Below are 18914 nucleotides of genomic sequence, written 5' to 3'. Positions count from 1 at the left end.
GGATTTGTTGTATTTTCCTTAAGTACCACGGGTTACCGTCGTCGACGTTTCCCGCCTCATCCAGGCTGACGGTGATGCCCCTGTCCGGACCTTTCCACTTCCAATCCTCCGCCGGATTCGACGGCCGCGGCGCGGACGGCGACGGGGCTCGCGCGGACGGTAGCTATCTGGACCGCGAGTTCGGAGCTTATGTGGTGCCGGTGGTGCTCGGCCATCACCGGATCTCCGGCCGCGACGACGACATGCTGGTGACCACGCTCGGGTCCTGCGTCGCCGCCTGCATCAACGATCCGGTCGCCCGGATCGGCGGCATGAACCACTTCCTGTTGCCCGGCTCCCCGTCCGGTGGCGAGGGCTATGGGGTGGCGACCCGTTACGGCAGCGTGGCGATGGAGTGGCTGATCAACGACCTGCTGGAGCGCGGCGCCCGGCGCGAGCGGATGGAGGTCAAGCTGTTCGGGGCCGCCCGCGTCATCGACACCAGCCTGGACGTCGGCGCCGCCAACGCCGCCTTTGCGGTGGACTATGTCCAGCGGGAGGGGCTTTCCCTGGCCGTTCGCGACCTGGGCGGGGAGAAGGGCCGGCGCATCCATTTCTTTCCGGCCACCGGGCGGGCTTTCCGCCGCCTGCTGCGCCCCGAGGCGGAGCGGGAAACGGTGCATCAGGAAATGGACTATCTCCAGGCGCTGCGGCGCTCTCCCCTGGAGGGCGAGATGGAGCTGTTCGAGCGGCGCTGATCGAATGGCGCTGACGGGTCACTCGCGCAGGATTTCCGCGGCCTCCACGGTCATCCACTCCGCTTGGTCGTTGTCCTCGCCGTCGGTGAAGAGGGCGACGGTCACCGGCTCCTCGCCGGCGGCGCGGGCGGGGAAGTGGTAGGCGCAGGCCGACCCGCCCGGCCCGCCGCCGGTGTGCCCCCAATAGGGGCCGGCCTGCGCGTCGCGCTCCACCATCAGGCCGAGGCCGTAACCCGGCTCCACCCAGGGACGGCCGCGCATGGTGCCGGGAACCGGCAGGGAGTCGTGCATGCGCGCCGCCTCGGCGCCGGGCAGCAGGCCGCCGGCGAACAGCGCGTGGAGAAGATCGGCGATGTCCGCCGCCGTCGCCGCCACCACGCCATGGGCCACCCAGCCGGGATGGTAGCGGACGGCCACGTCGGCGGGCGGGCCGTCCTTGCCGCCGAGATAGGGGCTGGGGCCGGTCCACAGGCCGGACAGGTCGCCACGCTCCGTCGGCACAGACCAGCCGGTCAGGCCCAGCGGGGCGAACAGCTCGCGGTCGAGAGCCTGGGCGAAGGGCAGGTCGGTGACCCGCTCCAGCACCCGCTTCGCCAGCAGATAGCCGATGTTGGAATAGGAGAACTCGCGCCCCGGCGGGGCGAACAGGTCGGCGGCGCGGCAGCGCTCCAGGAAACCGTCCTCGCTCCAGGGGGCCTCGCCGGCCCGAACGGCGGCGTGGTAGGCCGGGCTGCCGCCGTAATTGCGCAGGCCCGCGCGGTGGGACAGAAGCTGGGCCAGGGTCATCCGGTCGGCCGCCGCGAAGTCGGGCAGCCAGCGGTCCAGCGGGGCATCGGGGTCGATCAGCCCTTGCGCGCACAGGCGCAGCAGGGCGGCGGCGGTCAGGGTCTTGGTGATGCTGTAGACGAGGAAGCGGGCGGTGACCGGCGGAGGCGCCGCATCGCCGCGGATCAGGCCGACGGTCCAGGAGCGTGAACCCGAACGGACCGCCACCACCGCGGCGTTGGCGGCGGCGGGCCCCTCACCCTCGTCGAGGCAGGCGCCGAGACGGTCGGTCAAACGGTCGATGTGCCGGGTCGGCAGGGCGGCGTCAGTGTCCACGGAACCATCCCTCAAAAAACGAAGGCCCCCAAGGGTGGGGGCCTTCGCGTCGTCGGGTACCGGTCAGTCGCGCTTCACCGTGTCGGCGTCGAGCGCCGCCTGGGCGGCGGCCAGACGGGCGATCGGCACGCGGTAGGGCGAGCAGGACACGTAATCCAGCCCAACCTTCTCGCAGAAGGAGATGGAGGCCGGGTCGCCGCCATGCTCGCCGCAGATGCCGAGCTTGATGTTCGGACGGACCTTGCGGCCGCGCTCCGTGGCGATGGCGATCAGCTCGCCGACGCAGTCCTGGTCCAGCGTCTGGAACGGGTCGTGCTCCAGGATGCCCTGGCGCTGGTACTCCGGCAGGAAGGCGCCGGCGTCGTCGCGCGACAGGCCGAAGGTCGTCTGGGTCAGGTCGTTCGTACCGTAGGAGAAGAACTCCGCCGTCTCGGCGATCTCATCGGCCTTCAGCGCCGCGCGCGGCAGCTCGATCATCGTGCCGACCATGTACTCGAACGTGACGCCGGTGGAGTCCATGACCTCCTTGGCGACGCGGTCGATGACCGCCTTGAGGATGTCCAGCTCCTTCTTGGTCACGATGAGCGGGATCATGACCTCCGGCATCACCGTCTCGCCCCTGGTCTTGGAGACCTCGGCGACCGCGCTGAAGATGGCGCGGGCCTGCATCTCGTAGATCTCGGGATAGGTGATGCCGAGGCGGCAGCCGCGATGGCCGAGCATCGGGTTGGCCTCGTGGAGCTGCACCACGCGGTGGTTCACCTTGAGCTGGTCGGTGCCGGTGGCCTTGGCGACCTCCGCCATCTCCGCCTCGGTGTTGGGCAGGAACTCGTGCAGCGGCGGGTCGAGCAGGCGGATGGTCACCGGCAGGCCCGACATGATCGTGAACAGCTCGACGAAGTCCTTCTTCTGGAAGGGCTCCAGCTTGGCCAGCGCGGCGCGGCGGCCGGCCTCGCTCTCGGCCAGGATCATCTCGCGCACCGCCAGGATGCGGTCCGGGTCGAAGAACATGTGCTCGGTGCGCGACAGGCCGATGCCCTCGGCGCCGAACTTCCGCGCGGTGCGGGCGTCCAGCGGGGTCTCAGCGTTGGTGCGGATCTTCATGCGGCGCAGCGAATCGGCCCAGCCCATCAGCGTGGCGAAGTCGCCCGACAGCTCCGGCTGGATCGTCGGCACCTGGCCCAGCATCACCTCGCCGGTCGAGCCGTCGATGGTGACGATGTCGCCTTCCTTGATGGTGACGCCGCGGACCGACATGATCTTGGACTTGTAGTCCACGCGCAGGTCACCGGCGCCCGACACGCAGGCGCGGCCCATGCCGCGGGCCACCACGGCGGCGTGGCTGGTCATGCCGCCGCGGGTGGTCAGGATGCCGCGGGCGGCGTGCATGCCGTGGATGTCCTCGGGCGAGGTCTCCACGCGGCAGAGGATGACCGCCTCGCCCTGGCCGGCCAGCGTCTCCGCCTCGTCGGCGGTGAAGACGACCTTGCCCGAGGCCGCACCCGGCGACGCCGGCAGGCCCTTGGCGATGACCTTGCGCTCCGCCTTCGGGTCCAGCGTCGGGTGGAGGAGCTGGTCGAGCGAGGCCGGGTCGATGCGGCGCACGGCCTCCGCCTTGTCGATCAGCCCTTCCTCGGCGAGGTCGACGGCGATCTTCAGCGCCGCCGGGGCGGTGCGCTTGCCGTTGCGGGTCTGCAGCATGAACAGCTTGTTCTGCTGGACCGTGAACTCGATGTCCTGCATGTCGCGGTAGTGCTTCTCCAGCGTGAGGCGGACCTCATTGAGCTGGTTGAAGACCTCCGGCATGACCTCTTCCATGGCGGGGAGGTCGGACTTGTTGGCCTCCTTGCCGGCGATGGTCAGGTGCTGCGGCGTACGGATGCCGGCGACCACGTCCTCGCCCTGGGCATTGACGAGGTACTCGCCGTAGAAGGCGTTCTCGCCGGTGGACGGGTTGCGGGTGAAGGCCACGCCGGTTGCGCAGTCGTTGCCCATGTTGCCGAACACCATGCACTGCACGTTGACGGCGGTGCCCCAGTCGGCGGGGATGTCGTGCAGCTTGCGGTAGGTGATGGCGCGGGCGTTCATCCACGAGCCGAACACGGCGCCGACGGCGCCCCACAGCTGCTCCTGGACGTCCTGCGGGAAGGGCCTGCCGAGCTCGTGCTCGACGGCCTTCTTGTAGTCCTCGATGACGGCCTGCCAATCGGCGGCGCTCAGGTCGGTGTCGAGGTTGTGGTTCTTGTCGCGCTTGTGGTTGTCCAGGATCTCCTCGAAATGGTGGTGGTCAACGTCCAGCACCACGTTCGAGTACATCTGGATGAAGCGGCGGTAGCTGTCGTAGGCGAATCGGGCGTCGCCCGAGCGCTTGGCGAGGCCGGCGGCGGTCGCGTCGTTCAGCCCGAGATTCAGCACCGTGTCCATCATGCCCGGCATGGAGGCGCGGGCGCCGGAGCGCACCGAGACCAGCAGCGGGTTGGCCGGATCGCCGAAGGTGGCGCCCATGGCCTGCTCCAGCCCCTTCACCGCGGCTTCCACCTGGGCCTTCAGCTCCGGCGGATAGTTGCGGCCGTTGGCATAGAAATAGGTGCAGACCTCGGTTGTGATGGTGAAACCCGGAGGAACCGGGAGGCCCAGATTGGCCATCTCGGCCAGATTGGCTCCCTTGCCGCCGAGCAGGTTCTTCATATCCGCCCGGCCTTCGGTGGCATCGGCACCGAAGCAGTAAACCCACTTGTTCTCGCCCTGGCTCGCCATCGTGAAATCCTCGTTCACCTCTATGGTCGTCCGGCCGTCGGCTGTGCGGGGAACCGGTGAAGATCCGTCCTGCGAACGGGTGTCCTTCTGGTATGACCGCGCAACCGCATCCGATGGAGCCCCTTCTAGCCCCCCGCGGAAGGAGAACACAAGACGATCCGTTGCATAGCGTGAGCGCGACGGTGCTGATCCCATTTATGCCACGGCGCGCAAAAGGGGCAGGCCGGACGGAAAACTACCCCTTATCCATTGCGCGAAAAGGGAAATCCGCCGCGGCCCTCACGGCCCCCGCGCCAGATCGAGCACGGCGTCGGTGGCTGGCGGGGGCGGGCGTTCGCGGTCGGCGCCGCGGCGGCTGCGGAAGGTCCGGAAGGCGATGGCCATCCAGGTGCCGTGGAAGGCGAGGCCACACAGCAGGACGATCTCCCCCGGCACCGGCCCGATGGTCGCCCGCGCGAACAGTTCCTCCAGGCTCGACAGCGGGACCGGATGGATCATCAGCTTGCCCAGATAGGCCACCACCTGGATCAGGAAGATCCAGCCGTAGTTCCGCCGCAGCCGGCGCCCCACCGCCTCCAGGTAGGTGATGTGCAGGTTGGGGTGCTGGTAGTCCTGGAACAGCGTCTCGTTCCAGCCCCGGGCGAACTGGTCGCCCTGGCCGCGCAGGATGGGGCCGAGAAAGTACAGCTCCAGCACATGGGCGCGGATTCGCCAGAAGTCGAAGAAGCGGTAGCGCCGCGCCTCGATGTAGAGGAACACGGCGACCAGAAGCCCCACCAGCACCAGCGGCAGGGGGGAGGCGGTGGCGCTGCTGAAGGTCAGCGACAGGGCGATCCCGGTGGTCACCACCGCCCAGTTGGTGGTGGCGTCCAGCCGGGTGCGCCAGACGGTGCTGCGGTAGATCTCGGCCCTGTAGAGATGCGACAGGGCCGTGACCTCCGCCGAGGTGTAGTGGGTCTTGGGTGCTTTGGCGGCGATGTCATCCATGCTCGGCGTCCTCCCCTTGGCTTTTCTTGCGCAGGGGCCGGGGACGCCGGCGCGTCAGTGGGCGCCGCCGTCGGCCTCCAGCCCCAGCCGGTCGAACAGCCGCCGGTCGGCCTCATGCTCCGGGTTGCCGGTGGTCAGCAGCTTGTCCCCATAGAAGATGGAGTTCGCGCCGGCGTAGAAACAGAGCGCCTGCCCCTCGTCGCTGAGCGAGCGGCGGCCCGCCGACAGGCGGACGTAGGAGCGCGGCATCAGGATGCGGGCGACCGCGATGGTGCGGATGAACTCGAAGGCGTCCAGCGCGTCGACGCCGCCCAGCGGGGTGCCGGCGACCGACACCAGCTTGTTGATCGGCACGCTCTCCGGCTGCGGCGACAGGTTCGCCAAAGTCTCCAGCAGGCCGGCGCGGTCGGTGCGGCTCTCCCCCAGCCCGACGATGCCGCCGGAGCAGACCTTCAGCCCGGCGTCGCGGACGTTGGCCAGCGTGTCCAGCCGGTCGCGGTAGCTGTGGGTGGAGACGATCTGCTCGTAGAACTCCTCCGACGTGTCGAGGTTGTGGTTGTAGTAGTCGAGGCCCGCGTCCTTCAGCGCGTCGGCCTGCGGGCGGGTCAGCATGCCCAGCGTCATGCAGGCCTCCAGCCCCAGGTCCTTCACGTCGCGGACGATGTTCGCCAGCTTCTCGACGTCACGGTCCTTCAGCTCGCGCCACGCAGCACCCATGCAGAAGCGGCCGGCGCCCGCCTGCTTGGCCTTCTCCGCGGCGGCGCGCACCTGGGCGCGGTCCAGCAGCTTCTCCGCCTCGACGCCGGTGTCGTACTTCACGCTCTGCGCGCAGTACTTGCAGTCCTCCTGGCAGCCGCCGGTCTTGATGTTCAGCAGGGTGGAGAGCTGGACCTTGTTCGGGTCGTGGTGCTGGCGGTGCGTCTCGTGGGCGCGGTGCAGCAGCTCCATGAAGGGCAGCTCGAACAGGGCCAGGATGTCCTCGCGGGTCCAGCGCCGGGCGATGGTGGAGGCGGCGGCGTCCGCGGTCTGCATGGCGGTGTCGGGCATGGTCGGTCCTCGGGAAAAAGGCAGATCAGAGAAGGGTATCGGCGGCGTCGCGGATCGCGGCGTAGGCGCGGTCCAGCTGCCCGTCCGTCACGCAGTAGGGCGGCAGCAGGTATATCACGGGGCCGAGCGGGCGCAGCAGCAATCCCCGCTCCAGGAAGAAGCGCTTCAGCGTCTGCCCGACCGCGGCGGTGTAGCCCTGCGCGTCGGTCACCTCGATGGCGGCGATGGTGCCCATGACGCGCCCGCGCGACAGCTTCGGGTGCCGAGACAGGTCGGCGATGGCGGCGCGGTGCTGCGCCTCGATGCGCGCGAGGTTGGCGGCGGTCTCCGCCGAGGTGGTCAGCTCCAGCGAGGCCAGGGCGGCGGCGCAGCCCAGCGGGTTGGCGGTGAAGCTGTGGCCGTGGGCGAAGGCGCGGTCGAAGCCGGCGCCGAGGAACGCCTCGTAGATCGAGGCACCGCAGGCGGTGACCGACAGCGGCAGGAAACCGCCGGTCAGCCCCTTGGACAGGCAGATCAGGTCCGGGGCGACTCCGGCCCTGTGGCTGGCGAACAGGGCGCCGGTGCGGCCGAAGCCGGTCATCACCTCGTCGAAGATCACCAGACCGCCCGCCGCCCGCACCCGCGCCGCCATGGCCCGCAGGAACTCCGGACGGCAGAAGCGCATGCCCGAAGCGCCCTGGACCAGCGGTTCGATGATGACGGCGACCATCTCCGTCCCGTTGGCAGCCAGCCAGCGGTCGAGCCAGTCCAGCGCCGCGGCCTCCTTCTCCTCGACCTCCGGGTCGCCGTCCCAGGTGGCGGGGTAGGGCATGCGGTCGACGGCGAAGAGAAGCTCCTGGAACGGCGCGTAGAAGCCGGAGCCGACCCCCGCCGCCATCGCGCCAAAGGTGTCGCCGTGGTAGCTGCCCTCGAAGGCGAGGAAGCGGCGGCGCTGGCCCTTGCCGTTGTTGCGCCAGTACTGCCAGGCGAGCTTCAGCGCCACCTCCACCGCGGTCGAGCCGTTGTCGGAGTAGAAGACGCGGTCGAGATTTCCCGGCAGCACCTCGGCCAGCCGGGCGGCGAGGCGCGCGGCGGGGCTGTGGGTGAAGTCGGCGAAGATCACCTGCTCCAGCCGGTGCGCCTGCTCCGCGATGGCCCCGGCGATGGCCGGGTGGGCGTGTCCGTGCAGGTTCACCCACCAGGAGGAGATGAGGTCGAGGATTTCCCGCCCGTCCTCGGTGAACAGGCTGACCCCTTTGCCGTGGGTGACCGCCAGCGGCTCCGGCGCGGTCTGCGCCTGGGTGAAGGGGTGCCAGACGTGAAGGCGGTCGAGAGAAACGGTGTCGGTCATGAAAACACGCTGTCGAAGGAAGGGATGAGCGCCGCCGCTTCCGCGACGGTTTCGGCGTCGATTCGGTCGAGCGTTGGGATCTCGGCCAGCACGCGGACCTTGCCGAACCGCTCGATGGCGGCGCGGTTGCCGGGGTTGAGCGGGCCGTTCAGCACCACCCCGGCCACCGCCAGCCCGCGCGCCCGCAATGCCTCCAGGCTGAGCAGCGTGTGGTTGATGGTGCCGAGCGTGCTGCGCGCCACCAGCACCACCGGCAGGCCGAAGCGGGCGATCAGGTCGATGATGAAGACGTCCTCCGTCACCGGCACCATCAGCCCGCCCGCCCCCTCCACCACCAGCGGGCGGCCGGTGTCGGGCAGGGCCAGGGCGCCGGGGTCGATGGCGACGCCCTCCAGCTCCGCCGCGGCATGCGGGGACAGCGGCTCGGCCAGCGCGTAGGCCGGCGGATGCACGCGTTCCGCAGGCAGGGCGGCGAGGGCGGTGACGGTGGGGGTGTCGCCCGGTTCGTCCTTCAGGCCGGTTTGCAGCGGCTTCCAATAGGCGGCGTCCCAGGCCCGCGCGAGGCACGCGGAGACCAGCGTCTTGCCGACGCCGGTGTCGGTGCCGGTGACGAACACCCCGCGGGGCCGGGCGCCGTCCTTGCGGAACAGGCCGTAGGCGATGTGGTGGGTCATGGTCAGTCCTTCGGGCCGTTCCAGCCGGCGCAGCACGCGGCGCAGGGCGCCCGGCGGCAGGGGGCGGCGGCCCTCCGCCGGCAGGTGGGCGCCGATGCCCTTCAGTTCGGCCAGGAACTCCAGACCGTCGGCGTGACGGCGGAGCAGCCGCTCCTCCTCGACCGATCCGCTGCCCCCGGCGGGCCACAGCCGGTCGAGGTCATGGCGGGTGGGGTAGGCGGGAATCCCGGCCTCCAGCCCCAGCGCGTGATGGGCCTCCCGCCACTCACGGAAGCTGTCGGCGGCGAGCGTGGCGACGGCGATTCGCCCGCCCGGCGCCAGCAGCCCCACCCAGCGCGCCAGGGCGGCGGCGGAGTCGCGGAACCATTGCAGGGCGAGACTTGAGACGATGAGGTCGAAGGGGCCGTCGAGGTCCGGCTGTTCCCCATCCATGATCCGGAATTCGGAATCGGCCGGGTCGCCCAGCGCGGCGCGGCAGCGCGCCAGCATGTCCGGCGACAGGTCGGTGAACAGCCAGTCCGCCGGTCCGATCCGCTCGCGCAGGGCGCGGCTGAGGAAGCCGGTGCCGCAGCCGATCTCCAGCACGCGGGGGCGGGGCGGCAAGGGCAGGCGGGCGACGCGCTCCGCCAGACGCTCCGCCGCGATGCGCTGCACGGCGGCGTGTTCCTCGTAGCAAGGGGCGGCCTTGCCGAAGGCGGCGGCGATGGCGGCCTTGCGCGGGTCGGCGGTCATGCGGTCAGTCCGGCGGCAAAGGCGGCGATCCGCTCGGCGCACCAGCCCGGCGCGGTCAGCGGCAGCAGATGCCCGCCTTCGGTGTGCCATTCGACCGAAATCCGACCGCATCCATCATCCCCTCTCCCCTCTGGGGAGAGGGTTAGGGTGAGGGGGTTGCGCAATGCCTGATCGTCCGGTTCCCCGAGCCCCCCCTCACCCGGCGCCTTCGGCGCCACCCTCTCCCCGGAGGGGGGAGGGACAGAGTGGTTGCGAAACGCCTGTTCGGTCATGGTCGGGGGGACGATGGGGTCCTGCGCTCCCGCCAAGGCCAGCACCGGGCCGGTGAGCGCAGCGCGGGCGTCCCAGTCGCGCAGCGCCCGCAACGCCTCACCCAGCCGGGCCGTGTCCAGGCCCTCAGTCAGCGGAGCTTCGACGCCGCAGCGGCGCAGGAAGTCGGCGGTCACCGACTCCGGCGCGGCGGCGAAGCGCGCGAGCATGCGGTCCAGCAGCCGGCGCGGCGTGGCGGGGGCGAAGCCGTCGCCCTCGGTGAAGCGGGGGAAGCCGTTGACCAGCACCAGCCCGTCCCAGGCGAAGGGCCGCTCGTGCAGCAGCCATAGCCCCCCGAAGGAGTGGCCGACCGCGACGACGGGGCGCCCGGCGGGAAGATCGGGAAGCGACGGCGGGCCATAGAAGCCGAGATCCACCGCCACGCTCTCCCCCTCGGAAAGAGCGCTCCGCACCCCGTCCCAGACGGCGGGGCCGAATCCCCAGCCATGGGCGAACACGAACAGCGGTGCGGTCATTATGGGCTGGGTCATCGCCGGCTCCAGGCGTCGGCCACCGCGCTCACCAACGTCTCCAGATCGGCGTCCGTGTGGGCGGCGGACAGGGCGAAGCGCAGACGGCTGGTGCCCGGTGGCACGGTCGGCGGGCGGATGGCGATGCCCAGGATGCCGCGCTCCTCCAGCCGCCGGCTGAGGGCGAGCGCGTCCTCCTCCGCCCCGATCATGGCTGGGACGATCTGCGTGCTCGACCCCGCCGTGGCGATGCCCAGCCCGTCGAAGGCGGCACGCAGCCGTTCCGCCATGGCCTGGAGCCGGGCGCGCTCGGCGTCCAACGTCGGCACGAGGTCAAGCGCGGCGTCCATCGCCCCCAGCACGGCGGGCGGCAGGGCGGTGGCGTAGATCAGCCCGCCGCAGCGGTTCACCAGATAGTCGCAGAGCGCCCTCGACCCCGCCACATAGGCGCCGAAGCCGCCCAGCGCCTTGCTGAAGGTGCCCATGGCGAGGTCCACGCGCCCGCCGCCCAGCGCCGCCAGCCCCATCCCGCGCGGGCCGAGCACGCCGGTCGCGTGCGCCTCGTCGAGGAACAGGAAGGCGCCGTGCCGCTCCGCCAGCGCGGCCAGCGCCGGCACATCGGCGCGGTCGCCGTCCATGCTGAAGACGCTCTCCGTGACGATGAAGCGCGTGCCGGGCTCGCCCGCGCGCTGGGTCAGCAGGGTTTCCAGATGGTCGAGGTCGTTGTGACGGAAGCGGATCTGCCGCACTCCGGCGGCGGCGCAGCCATGGTGCAGGCTGGCGTGGTTCAGCCGGTCGGTGAAGACCAGCGCGTCGCCGCCCAGAAGCTCCCGGTCGAACAGCGCCGGCAGGACCGCGGCGTTGGCCTGCCAGCCGGAATTGAACAGAAGCGCCGCCTCCGTGCCCTTCAGCCGGGCGAGCTTCACCTCGACCTCCGCGTGAAGCTCCAGCGTGCCGCAGACGAGGCGCGACGCCGTCGCCCCGGCACCCCAGCGCCGCGCCCAGTCGCCGGCACGCTCCACCAGCAGCGGATGGGAGGCGAGGCCGAGATAGTCGTTGCTGGAGAAATTCAGCAGCGTCCGCCCGCCGCGCCGGATGCGCCCAGCCCCCTCCGGGCGCACGGGCAGCAGATGGCGGCGCGCGTGGCGCCGGTCGAGGCGGTCGAGATGCTGGCGGAACAGCGGGTCGAGCAGGGACATGATGCGGGCGTGATAGCAGAGCGCGCCGCTGGGGCGAAAGGTCCGAATGGCACAGGTGCCCCGACGGCCCGGCGGGCGTAGACTGGCGCGGCCATGCCGTCCGATCCGCGCTTCCACGACCGCCCCGACAATCTGCCGCCCGATCCCGGCGCCTATGTGCTGCTGATTGCGCTGGAGAAGGATCTGCCGCTTCGCCTCCCCGGCCGGCCGGAACGCGTTCTGGCGCCGGGCCGCTACCTCTATTGCGGCAGCGCGCGGGGGCCGGGGGGCCTGCGAGCGCGGGTCGGGCGCCATTTCCGCCAGGGCAAGCCGGAGCGCTGGCACATCGACCGGCTGACCGCGGCGGGGCGGATGCTCGGTGCCTGGATCGTTCCTGGTGGTGACGAATGCGCCCTGGTCGCCGCCCTGTCCGGGCTTCCCGTGCCGGTTCCCGGCTTCGGCAGCAGCGACTGCCGTCGCTGCGCCAGCCACCTGCTGCATTGGCCGGACGGGACGCTGGTTCCGCTGCGCGATGCGCCTTTTTGAGGCGCCGGACGGGCGTCGGCGTGGGAATTGAGGCGAATTGCTTGGTCTGACCATCCTCCAAGGGTTATAGTCCCCCGTCATCGGGAGGCGGGCATGAAGACAGTGACCCATAACCGCCGGGATGTCCTCCGGGCGTTCGGGGGCGCCTTTGGGGCCGCGGCCATGCTTCTGACGGCGCCCCAGGCGTTGGGGCAATCGGCACCCTCGGCATCGTCCGCCCTTGGATCGTCGGACTTGGGCGTCGGCGTCCTCTATTGCGGCGACCGGGCGGATTTCGGCTTCAATCAGGCCCATGCGGAGGCCGCCCGCGCCCTGACCAGCCTGCCCGGCCTGCGGCTGGAGGAGCGGGAGCACGTCGCCGGCACGCTGGCCGCCACGGCGGAGGAGCTGGTCGGTCCCGAGGGCTGCCGGGTCGTCATCGTCACCGCCGCAGGCGACGCCCTGCCGGGGCTGCTGGCCCAGGCCGACGCCCACCGCGACACGGTGTTCCTGTTTTCCGGCGCGCCGCTGGACCGCGACCGGCTGCCGATCAACACCGGCTTCTTCGAAGGGTATATCGAGGAAGCGCAGCACATCTCCGGCCTCGTTGCCGGCTACGCCAGCCGGGCGAAGATCATCGGCCTCGTGGCCTCCCACCCCGCTCCGGACGTGCTGCGCTGCGTGAACGCCTTCGCGCTGGGCGCCCGGCGCGCTGATTCCGCCACCGCGCTGCGCGTCGCCTTCGTCGGCGAGGCGGCGACGCCGCGGCAGGTCGCCGAAGCCGCGCGCGCGCTGGCCGACGGCGGTGCCGACGTGCTGGCTGCCCAGCTCGACGGAGCGCGTCCGGTCTGCGAGGTGGCGGAGGCGCACGGCATCCTGTGCTGCGGCTTGCACACCGACCTGACCGCCTTCGCGCCGCAAGGCTTCCTGACCGGGGCCGAATGGGCCTGGGAGAAGGCCTACGCCGAGGCCGTCGCGCTGATCGCCGCGGGAAAGCCGTGGAAACATCTGCGCCAGGGTGGCTTCGACCAGGGCTTCGTCCGCAACACCGCCTATGGGCCGGCGGTGGGGGTGGAGGCGCGGGCCCACGCCGACGCGGCGCGGATGCAGCTCGCCAATGGCAACGCCGCCGTCTTCCGCGGGCCGATCCAGGACAACACCGGACGGACGGTGGTCGCCAAGGGCAAGGCCCTGCGCGGCGGCGACGCAGAGCTTGGCCGCATGGTCTGGCTGGCCGACGGCGTCACCGAGGTCGCGCGCTGACCCTTACGCCCCGCTTTGCTCCGTCCAGCCGCAGGCGGCCAGCGCGTCGCGCATGTGCGGCGGGGGCGGCGCCACGGCGGTGACCGGTTCGCGGTCGAAGGCCATGGTGAAGGTGACCGACCGCGCCAGCAGGTGCAGGTTTCCCGGCGGCACGCGCACCGGACCGTAATAGGGCTCTCCCACCAGCGGGCAGCCGATGGCCGCGCTGTGGACGCGGAGCTGGTGGGTGCGCCCGGTCCGCGGCCGCAGCTCCAGCCAGGCCCGCCCGTTGCCGGTTCCCAGGACCTTGTACTCGGTGACGGCGGGCTGGCCGGTGGGGTGCGTCACGATGTTCCAGGCGCCGGGGTTCAGCAGCTTCAGCAGCGGGAAGTCGATGACTCCTTCCGCCGCCTCCGGAATGCCCTCGCTGACCGCCCAGTAGGTCTTCTCGACATGGCCGGCGGCGAACATGTCGCCCAGCCGCTTCAGCGCCCAGAGCGACCGGCCGAGCACGAGGCAGCCCGCCGTGTCGCGGTCCAGCCGGTGGGCCAGCCGCGGCGGCGTGCCGTCCCCCTCCGCCAGGAAAGGCAGGTAGAGGTCGAGATGGTCGGTGATCCGCCCGGCCTTGTGCACGGCCAGCCCGGCGGGCTTGTCGATGATGAAGACGTCCGAATCCTCGTGCAGGATCCGGTCGCGCAGCGTGGTGGGGGTGAAGGTGGTGCCGGCGTCGCTCATGGGCGCCACCCAAGCACGGCGCGGGGGGAGGGGCAAGCCCGCCGGCGGTGTTGCGCCGCGGAACCCTATCGGCGCGCGGCCTGTTGCCCAACGGGCGGCGCCGTGGACGAAGTCTGGATGGACGAGTCTGGACCCATGCCGCCGCGCCGCCCATCTGTACGGAATGACGACTCACCGTGGCGAAGGGATGCGTGCAATGGCTGAACGCGACAATCTCCCGGCGCAGCAGCGGTCCACGCAGAGCGAGGTGGATGATTTCCTGAGCCGCGTGGCGGCCCTGCCGCGGGCGACGGGGGGGCCGCGCGGGCGGCTGATGTTCGCCATGGACGCCACGGCCAGCCGCGAGCCGACCTGGGACCGCGCCTGCCAGATCCAGGGCGAGATGTTCCAGGCGACCTCCGCGCTGGGCGGGCTGGATATCCAGCTCGTCTACTACCGGGGATTCCGTGAATGCCAAGCCAGCCCGTGGGTTGGCAACGCGCAGGACCTGCTGCGGCGGATGACCGCGGTGTCCTGCATGGCCGGGCAGACCCAGATCACGCGTGTGCTGGGGCATTGCATCAAGCAGACGCGGGACCGCAAGGTCAACGCGCTGGTCTTCGTCGGCGACTGCATGGAGGAGGACGTCGATCAGCTCGCCCATCAGGCGGGCCAGTTGGGGTTGCTCGGCGTCCCGGTCTTCATCTTCCACGAGCGTGGGGACCTGATCGCCAAGCGCGCTTTCCAGACCATCGCGCGGCTCAGCGGCGGCGCCTATTGCCCGTTCGACGGCTCCTCCGCGCAGCAATTGCGGGATCTGCTGAGCGCGGTTGCCGTCTACGCGGCGGGCGGCCGGGCGGCGCTGGAGCATTACAGCCGCGGGCGGGGCGACGCGGTGCGGCTGCTCACCAGCCAGCTTGGCAACGGTCAGGGGGGACGCGGCGGGCAAAGCCATGCATCATAGGGCAGGATTCGGCTAGGGAAGGAACAGAGCGGGATGTTTGGGTTTTTCCTCCTGGGCATCGCGCTGGTGGCCGGTCTCGCCATGCTGGCCCGCGTCTTCGTGTCCGCGGACCCGAGGACGCTCGCCACCGCGGTGCGCTATGGCGGAATCGCGCTGGCGGCGGTGACGGTCGTCGTGCTCACTCTGACCGGGCGGCTGGGCACCGCCATGATGCTGGGGGCGCTGGCCTTTCCGCTGCTGACGCGCTGGCGGACGTTGCGCGACGCTTTCCGCCCCGCGTCCTACGGAGCGGCAAGCGGCGGGCAGACCTCGCAGATCGAGACGCTCTATCTGCGGATGACGCTGCAGCACGACACCGGGGCGATGGCAGGAGAGGTTTTGCACGGGCCGTGGCGTGGGCGGACGCTGGAGTCGCTGACGCTGGGGCAGGTGCTGGCGCTGCTGGAGGAGTGCCGGCGCGACGATCCCCAATCGGCCTCCGTCCTGGAAGCGTGGCTGGAGCGTTCCCATCCCGGCTGGCAGACGGCGGAGGAACAATCTGCTGGGTCGTCAAACAATTCCGGTTCGAAGGACAGTGGCGGCCGCGGTGGCGGCGGTTCTATGACCCGTGACGAGGCCTATGATATTTTGGGGTTGTCGCCCGGAGCCACACCCGAACAGGTAAAGGACGCCCACCGACGGCTGATGATGAAAGTGCATCCAGATCATGGGGGGTCCACCTATTTGGCAGCCAAGATCAACCAAGCGAAGGATTTGCTGCTGCGCAACTAACCTTTTGCCGGGTTACGGAAGGGGAGTTGCGTCACCGAATTGCCTGTGGCAGAAAGCTGGACGAGCGTTTTGCAAATCTGCGAATCGTCTCCATATTCGAAGTATTTCCTCAAGCAACCACAAGAGAACCCCAATGCGAAAGCCTGTGCGCAAGGTGGTGTTCCCCGTCGCCGGTCTCGGTACGCGCTTTCTGCCGGCGACCAAGGCGATTCCAAAGGAAATGCTGCCTTTGGTCGATCGGCCTCTGCTTCAGCATGCCGTGGAAGAGGCGCGGGCCGCCGGCATCGAGGATTTTGTGTTCGTCACGGGCCGCAGCAAGCGCGCCATCGAAGACCATTTCGACACCGACACGGAGCTGAACCGCACCCTTGAGGAGCGCGGCAAGCAGGATGCCCTCGATGTGGTGCGCCACAGCGAGATCGCGCCGGGCCGCTGCTTCTACACGCGCCAGCAGGTCCCGCTGGGCCTCGGCCACGCGGTGTGGTGCGCGCGGGCGGTGATCGGCAACGATCCCTTCGCCATCGTCCTGCCCGACGACTTCGTCCAGGGCGACACCCCCTGCCTGAAGCAGATGGTCGACGCCTACAACGAAGTGGGCGGCAACATCGTCGCCGTCGTGGACGTCCCGCGCGAGCGGACCAGCAGCTACGGCATCCTGGACGTGGAGAAGGACGACGGCCGTCTGGCCACCGTGCGCGGCCTCGTCGAGAAGCCGAAGCCGGAAGAGGCGCCCTCCACCCTGTCCATCATCGGCCGCTACATCCTGCAGCCGGAGGTGTTCGATCATCTGGAAAAGCAGCAGCGCGGCGCCGGCAACGAGATCCAGCTGACCGACGCCATGGCCAAGCTGATCGGCACGCAGCCGTTCCATGGCCTGCGCTTCGAAGGCACCCGTTACGACTGCGGCGACAAGGTCGGCTTCATCGAGGCCACGCTGGCCCACGCGCTGCGCCGTCCGGACATGGCGGACAAGGTCCGCGACATGCTGCGCAAGTACTGCTGACGCGGAAGCGCTGATGAGGCATTCGGCTTGCGGGGAGGGGCGCCGCCCTTTCCCCGCGGGCCGGATGCCCGTCAACGGCCGGCGGCGGCCCGGCGGGGAGCGCGCGCTGCTTCCTCCGGCGGGGCGGAGCGCCGGAAGGTGCTGAGTTCGGGGATGCGGTTCACCGACAGGCCGGCGACCCGGCAGGGCACCACCTCCAACACCTGGAATCCCGCCTTGCGCGGGTAGCGGGCGCTGACGCGCTCGCGCACCTCCCGTTCCGTTTCGGCGGTCAGGAGGCAGCGGCGGATGCCCATCCAGCCGCGCTGCCCCGTCATCACCGTCGCGTCGCTCGGCACGTGGCGCACCGCGGCCTCCCAGAAGCGGCCCGGACGGGGCTCGGAGCGGTCGAAGACGTGATAGCGCACGACCGGTGCCGCCTGCCGCGCCTCCAGTTCGTTCAGGGCGGCCTGCATGTCCTGCTCCGCCTTCAGGGCGCGCTTCTCGGCCTCGGCGTGCTTCTGGGTAATCTGGGAATAGGCGTTGGCGATGTCCTCCACGTCCTTCCCAACTTCCTCCATCTTCTCGCGGATGCGCAGCTGGCCCTGCCGCAACCCCTCCAACTGGCGCCGCCAGTAGCGGTTGGACAGCACCGTCAGCACCATCAGCCCGAGGCTGAGGTAGAGCATCATCCCGGTCATGCCGCCTCTCCTTGCGCGTCGGGGTCGGGGGCATGGGCGAGCGGGACGACCATGGTCGGCAGGACGCCGTTCTTCACGGTGAAGGCGACGCGCGCCATCGCCGCAGCCTGATCGGCCGAATAGGTCCAGACATGGGCGACGTTCGAATAGCTCCAGATCTGGCGGGCGAAGATCACGTCGCGCCGTTCGATGGCGGGGAATTCGTCCTGCACGGTCAGCCGGACCCAGAAGGCGCTGGCCTCCTCGCCGTCCCCCAGCTCGTGGACGAACTCCACCTTGGTGAGTTCCAGCGCCCGGATTTCCGACAGCGCCTTCTGCCGCCGCCCGTTGCATTCGGTGGTGCGGGCCAGGAAGGCGGTCATCTCCTCCTGCCGCTGCTCCAGCTTGCGGCTCCATTCGCCCAGCGCGGTCTTCTTCCGGTCGTGCTGGCGCATCATCATGGTCTGGCGCGCCTTCTCCGACGTGATCTGCCCGACGTCGATGACGATGGACAGGCCGAGCGCCGCGGCGCTGGTGACCAGCAGAAGCATGCCCAGGAACTCGGCCGATAGAACCATTGGTGTACCTTATGGTTGCGGCGGAAGCTTCGCGTTGTCTTCATTGAGGACCGGGTTTTACCGCTTGGCATTGCGGTATTCCGTCGCATGGGCCGGTGGATGCAGACAGGAATATGTCTCGCGATTGCAACAACAGGTCGTTCGGCCTGAATTCCATTGATCTTTTCTGACCCATGCGCAAGCGTTCGGCCACAATGTCGCAGTGCTTGGACACAGTCCTGAAATGTTGCGCACCCCTGGTCACAGGACTGACATTTCCACCGTTTGAAGGGAGGACCCATGCTGGACCTGATGACTCGCAGCGACGAGGCGCTGGACACCATCCGCCGCACCTTTCCGGTGGCTCTCGGCGATTACGCCATGCCGGCCGGGGGCACCGGGCTGGTGATCATCGACGAGGTGAAGGGGTTCGCCGCCGTCGGTTGCGGTCCGCTCGCCCCGGCGGCGCCGAACGCCCAGGTGGAGCGCATGATCGCCGAGACGGACCGGCTGGCCCGCCGCTTCGCCGGGGCCGGCTGGCCGATCTGCGTTTCCCTGGACCGTCACGACCCGGACAGGCCGGAGCCGCCCTATCCCCCGCACTGCCTGGTCGGCACCGGCCATGACGAACTGGTGTCCGAACTGGCTTGGCTCGAGTCGGAGCCGTCGGCCACCCTGATCGCCAAGGACTGCATCAATTTCTTCATCGGTGCGACCGAGTTGGGCGCGGCCGGCAAGGCCGGGCGCAACCGGCTGGTGGACTGGGTCAACGGCAACCGGCTGGTGTCGGTCGTCACGGTCGGCATCTGCACCGACGTCTGCGTGATGGATTTCGTCCTGACCCTGCTGTCCGCGCGCAACCACGGCATGATGCCGACGCTGAAGGACGTGGTGGTCTACGAGCCGGGCTGCGCCACCTACGATCTGCCGGCGGAGGTCGCGGAGGAGCTTGGCCTGCCGGAGACGGCCGCCCACCCGCAGGAGCCGGCGCACCATATGGGCCTCTACATGATGGCATCGCGGGGCGCGCGTCTGACCGACACGCTGCGCTGAAGTGCGGCGGATCAGGGCTTTCGCTTTTTGCCGACGGCTCTGGTAACATCCCAGCGTGGCAAGGGTCCCGAACGTTCAACCGGCGTGCGATGCCGGTGGAGACG

Annotated in this window: 18 protein-coding genes; 7 read left to right on the top strand and 11 right to left on the bottom strand. The window is 70.0% G+C overall.

The features are described 5' to 3' along the window. The first annotated feature begins 74 nt into the window (after positions 1 to 74). Entirely contained in the window at positions 75 to 737 is a 663-nt protein-coding gene (locus FBZ83_RS19730; protein WP_145687250.1) for a chemotaxis protein, read from the top strand. Positions 738 to 755: 18 nt separating this feature from the next. On the opposite strand, the gene FBZ83_RS19725 is transcribed toward FBZ83_RS19730, so the two are convergent. From FBZ83_RS19725 to bioF, 8 genes are all read right to left on the bottom strand, one after another. Then, positions 756 to 1838: a serine hydrolase domain-containing protein gene (locus FBZ83_RS19725; protein ID WP_145687248.1), complete on the bottom strand. Its 1083-nt coding sequence runs from the start codon at positions 1836 to 1838 to the stop codon at positions 756 to 758. Positions 1839 to 1901: 63 nt separating this feature from the next. Beyond that, positions 1902 to 4595 carry a pyruvate, phosphate dikinase gene (ppdK, locus tag FBZ83_RS19720; protein ID WP_145687509.1) on the bottom strand — a complete coding sequence of 898 codons (2694 nt, stop codon included), beginning with the start codon at positions 4593 to 4595 and terminating at the stop codon, positions 1902 to 1904. Positions 4596 to 4874: 279 nt separating this feature from the next. After that, the gene (locus tag FBZ83_RS19715; RefSeq protein WP_145677913.1) at positions 4875 to 5582 is read right to left on the bottom strand and encodes a DUF2270 domain-containing protein; all 708 of its coding nucleotides are present in this window, start codon (positions 5580 to 5582) and stop codon (positions 4875 to 4877) included. A 54-nt stretch (positions 5583 to 5636) separates the two neighbouring features. After that, positions 5637 to 6629 carry a biotin synthase BioB gene (bioB, locus tag FBZ83_RS19710; RefSeq protein ID WP_145687246.1) on the bottom strand — a complete coding sequence of 331 codons (993 nt, stop codon included), beginning with the start codon at positions 6627 to 6629 and terminating at the stop codon, positions 5637 to 5639. 25 nt (positions 6630 to 6654) lie between these two features. Beyond that, positions 6655 to 7959, bottom strand: coding sequence for an adenosylmethionine--8-amino-7-oxononanoate transaminase (gene bioA / locus FBZ83_RS19705; protein ID WP_145687244.1), 1305 nt, complete (start codon positions 7957 to 7959; stop codon positions 6655 to 6657). Continuing rightward, positions 7956 to 9365, bottom strand: a complete 1410-nt coding sequence (bioD, locus tag FBZ83_RS19700; RefSeq protein WP_145687242.1) for a dethiobiotin synthase — start codon at positions 9363 to 9365, stop codon at positions 7956 to 7958. Before bioD ends, bioA begins: the two co-directional genes overlap by 4 nt. Continuing rightward, the gene (locus FBZ83_RS19695; protein ID WP_145687240.1) at positions 9362 to 10165 is read right to left on the bottom strand and encodes an alpha/beta fold hydrolase; all 804 of its coding nucleotides are present in this window, start codon (positions 10163 to 10165) and stop codon (positions 9362 to 9364) included. The genes bioD and FBZ83_RS19695 overlap by 4 nt, the downstream gene beginning before the upstream one ends. Next, positions 10162 to 11343: an 8-amino-7-oxononanoate synthase gene (gene bioF, locus FBZ83_RS19690; protein ID WP_145687238.1), complete on the bottom strand. Its 1182-nt coding sequence runs from the start codon at positions 11341 to 11343 to the stop codon at positions 10162 to 10164. Before bioF ends, FBZ83_RS19695 begins: the two co-directional genes overlap by 4 nt. Positions 11344 to 11436: 93 nt before the next feature. Between bioF and FBZ83_RS19685 the strand changes: the two genes are divergently transcribed. Both FBZ83_RS19685 and FBZ83_RS19680 read left to right on the top strand, forming a co-directional pair. Continuing rightward, a complete protein-coding gene (locus FBZ83_RS19685; protein WP_145687235.1) occupies positions 11437 to 11868 on the top strand; it encodes a GIY-YIG nuclease family protein in 432 nt (143 codons plus the stop codon). 234 nt (positions 11869 to 12102) lie between these two features. Continuing rightward, positions 12103 to 13110 carry a BMP family ABC transporter substrate-binding protein gene (locus FBZ83_RS19680; RefSeq protein WP_247888382.1) on the top strand — a complete coding sequence of 336 codons (1008 nt, stop codon included), beginning with the start codon at positions 12103 to 12105 and terminating at the stop codon, positions 13108 to 13110. Positions 13111 to 13113: 3 nt separating this feature from the next. On the opposite strand, the gene FBZ83_RS19675 is transcribed toward FBZ83_RS19680, so the two are convergent. Further along, positions 13114 to 13824, bottom strand: coding sequence for an RluA family pseudouridine synthase (locus FBZ83_RS19675; RefSeq protein ID WP_145687230.1), 711 nt, complete (start codon positions 13822 to 13824; stop codon positions 13114 to 13116). Between the two features lie 196 nt (positions 13825 to 14020). Between FBZ83_RS19675 and FBZ83_RS19670 the strand changes: the two genes are divergently transcribed. From FBZ83_RS19670 to galU, 3 genes are all read left to right on the top strand, one after another. Then, on the top strand, positions 14021 to 14767 hold the full coding sequence (locus FBZ83_RS19670) for a VWA domain-containing protein (protein WP_145687229.1): 747 nt from the start codon (positions 14021 to 14023) through the stop codon (positions 14765 to 14767). Positions 14768 to 14800: 33 nt separating this feature from the next. Then, a complete protein-coding gene (locus FBZ83_RS32000) occupies positions 14801 to 15538 on the top strand; it encodes a DnaJ domain-containing protein (RefSeq protein ID WP_145687227.1) in 738 nt (245 codons plus the stop codon). 133 nt (positions 15539 to 15671) lie between these two features. Then, positions 15672 to 16541, top strand: a complete 870-nt coding sequence (gene galU, locus FBZ83_RS19660; RefSeq protein ID WP_145687224.1) for a UTP--glucose-1-phosphate uridylyltransferase GalU — start codon at positions 15672 to 15674, stop codon at positions 16539 to 16541. Between the two features lie 71 nt (positions 16542 to 16612). Here galU and FBZ83_RS19655 read toward each other — a convergent pair whose 3' ends face one another. Together FBZ83_RS19655 and FBZ83_RS19650 are read right to left on the bottom strand one after the other, a co-directional pair. Then, the gene (locus tag FBZ83_RS19655) at positions 16613 to 17221 is read right to left on the bottom strand and encodes a hypothetical protein (protein ID WP_145687223.1); all 609 of its coding nucleotides are present in this window, start codon (positions 17219 to 17221) and stop codon (positions 16613 to 16615) included. Then, positions 17218 to 17778: a hypothetical protein gene (locus tag FBZ83_RS19650; RefSeq protein ID WP_145687221.1), complete on the bottom strand. Its 561-nt coding sequence runs from the start codon at positions 17776 to 17778 to the stop codon at positions 17218 to 17220. Before FBZ83_RS19650 ends, FBZ83_RS19655 begins: the two co-directional genes overlap by 4 nt. A gap of 279 nt (positions 17779 to 18057) precedes the next feature. Here FBZ83_RS19650 and FBZ83_RS19640 point away from each other — a divergent pair, with 279 nt between their 5' ends. Further along, positions 18058 to 18810, top strand: a complete 753-nt coding sequence (locus FBZ83_RS19640; RefSeq protein ID WP_145687217.1) for an isochorismatase family protein — start codon at positions 18058 to 18060, stop codon at positions 18808 to 18810. Positions 18811 to 18914 lie beyond the last annotated feature (104 nt).

Origin of the sequence: Azospirillum brasilense, assembly GCF_007827815.1 — a bacterium.
Taxonomy (GTDB): Bacteria; Pseudomonadota; Alphaproteobacteria; order Azospirillales; family Azospirillaceae; genus Azospirillum; species Azospirillum brasilense_C.
This window is presented reverse-complemented; position numbering and strand designations above follow the sequence as displayed.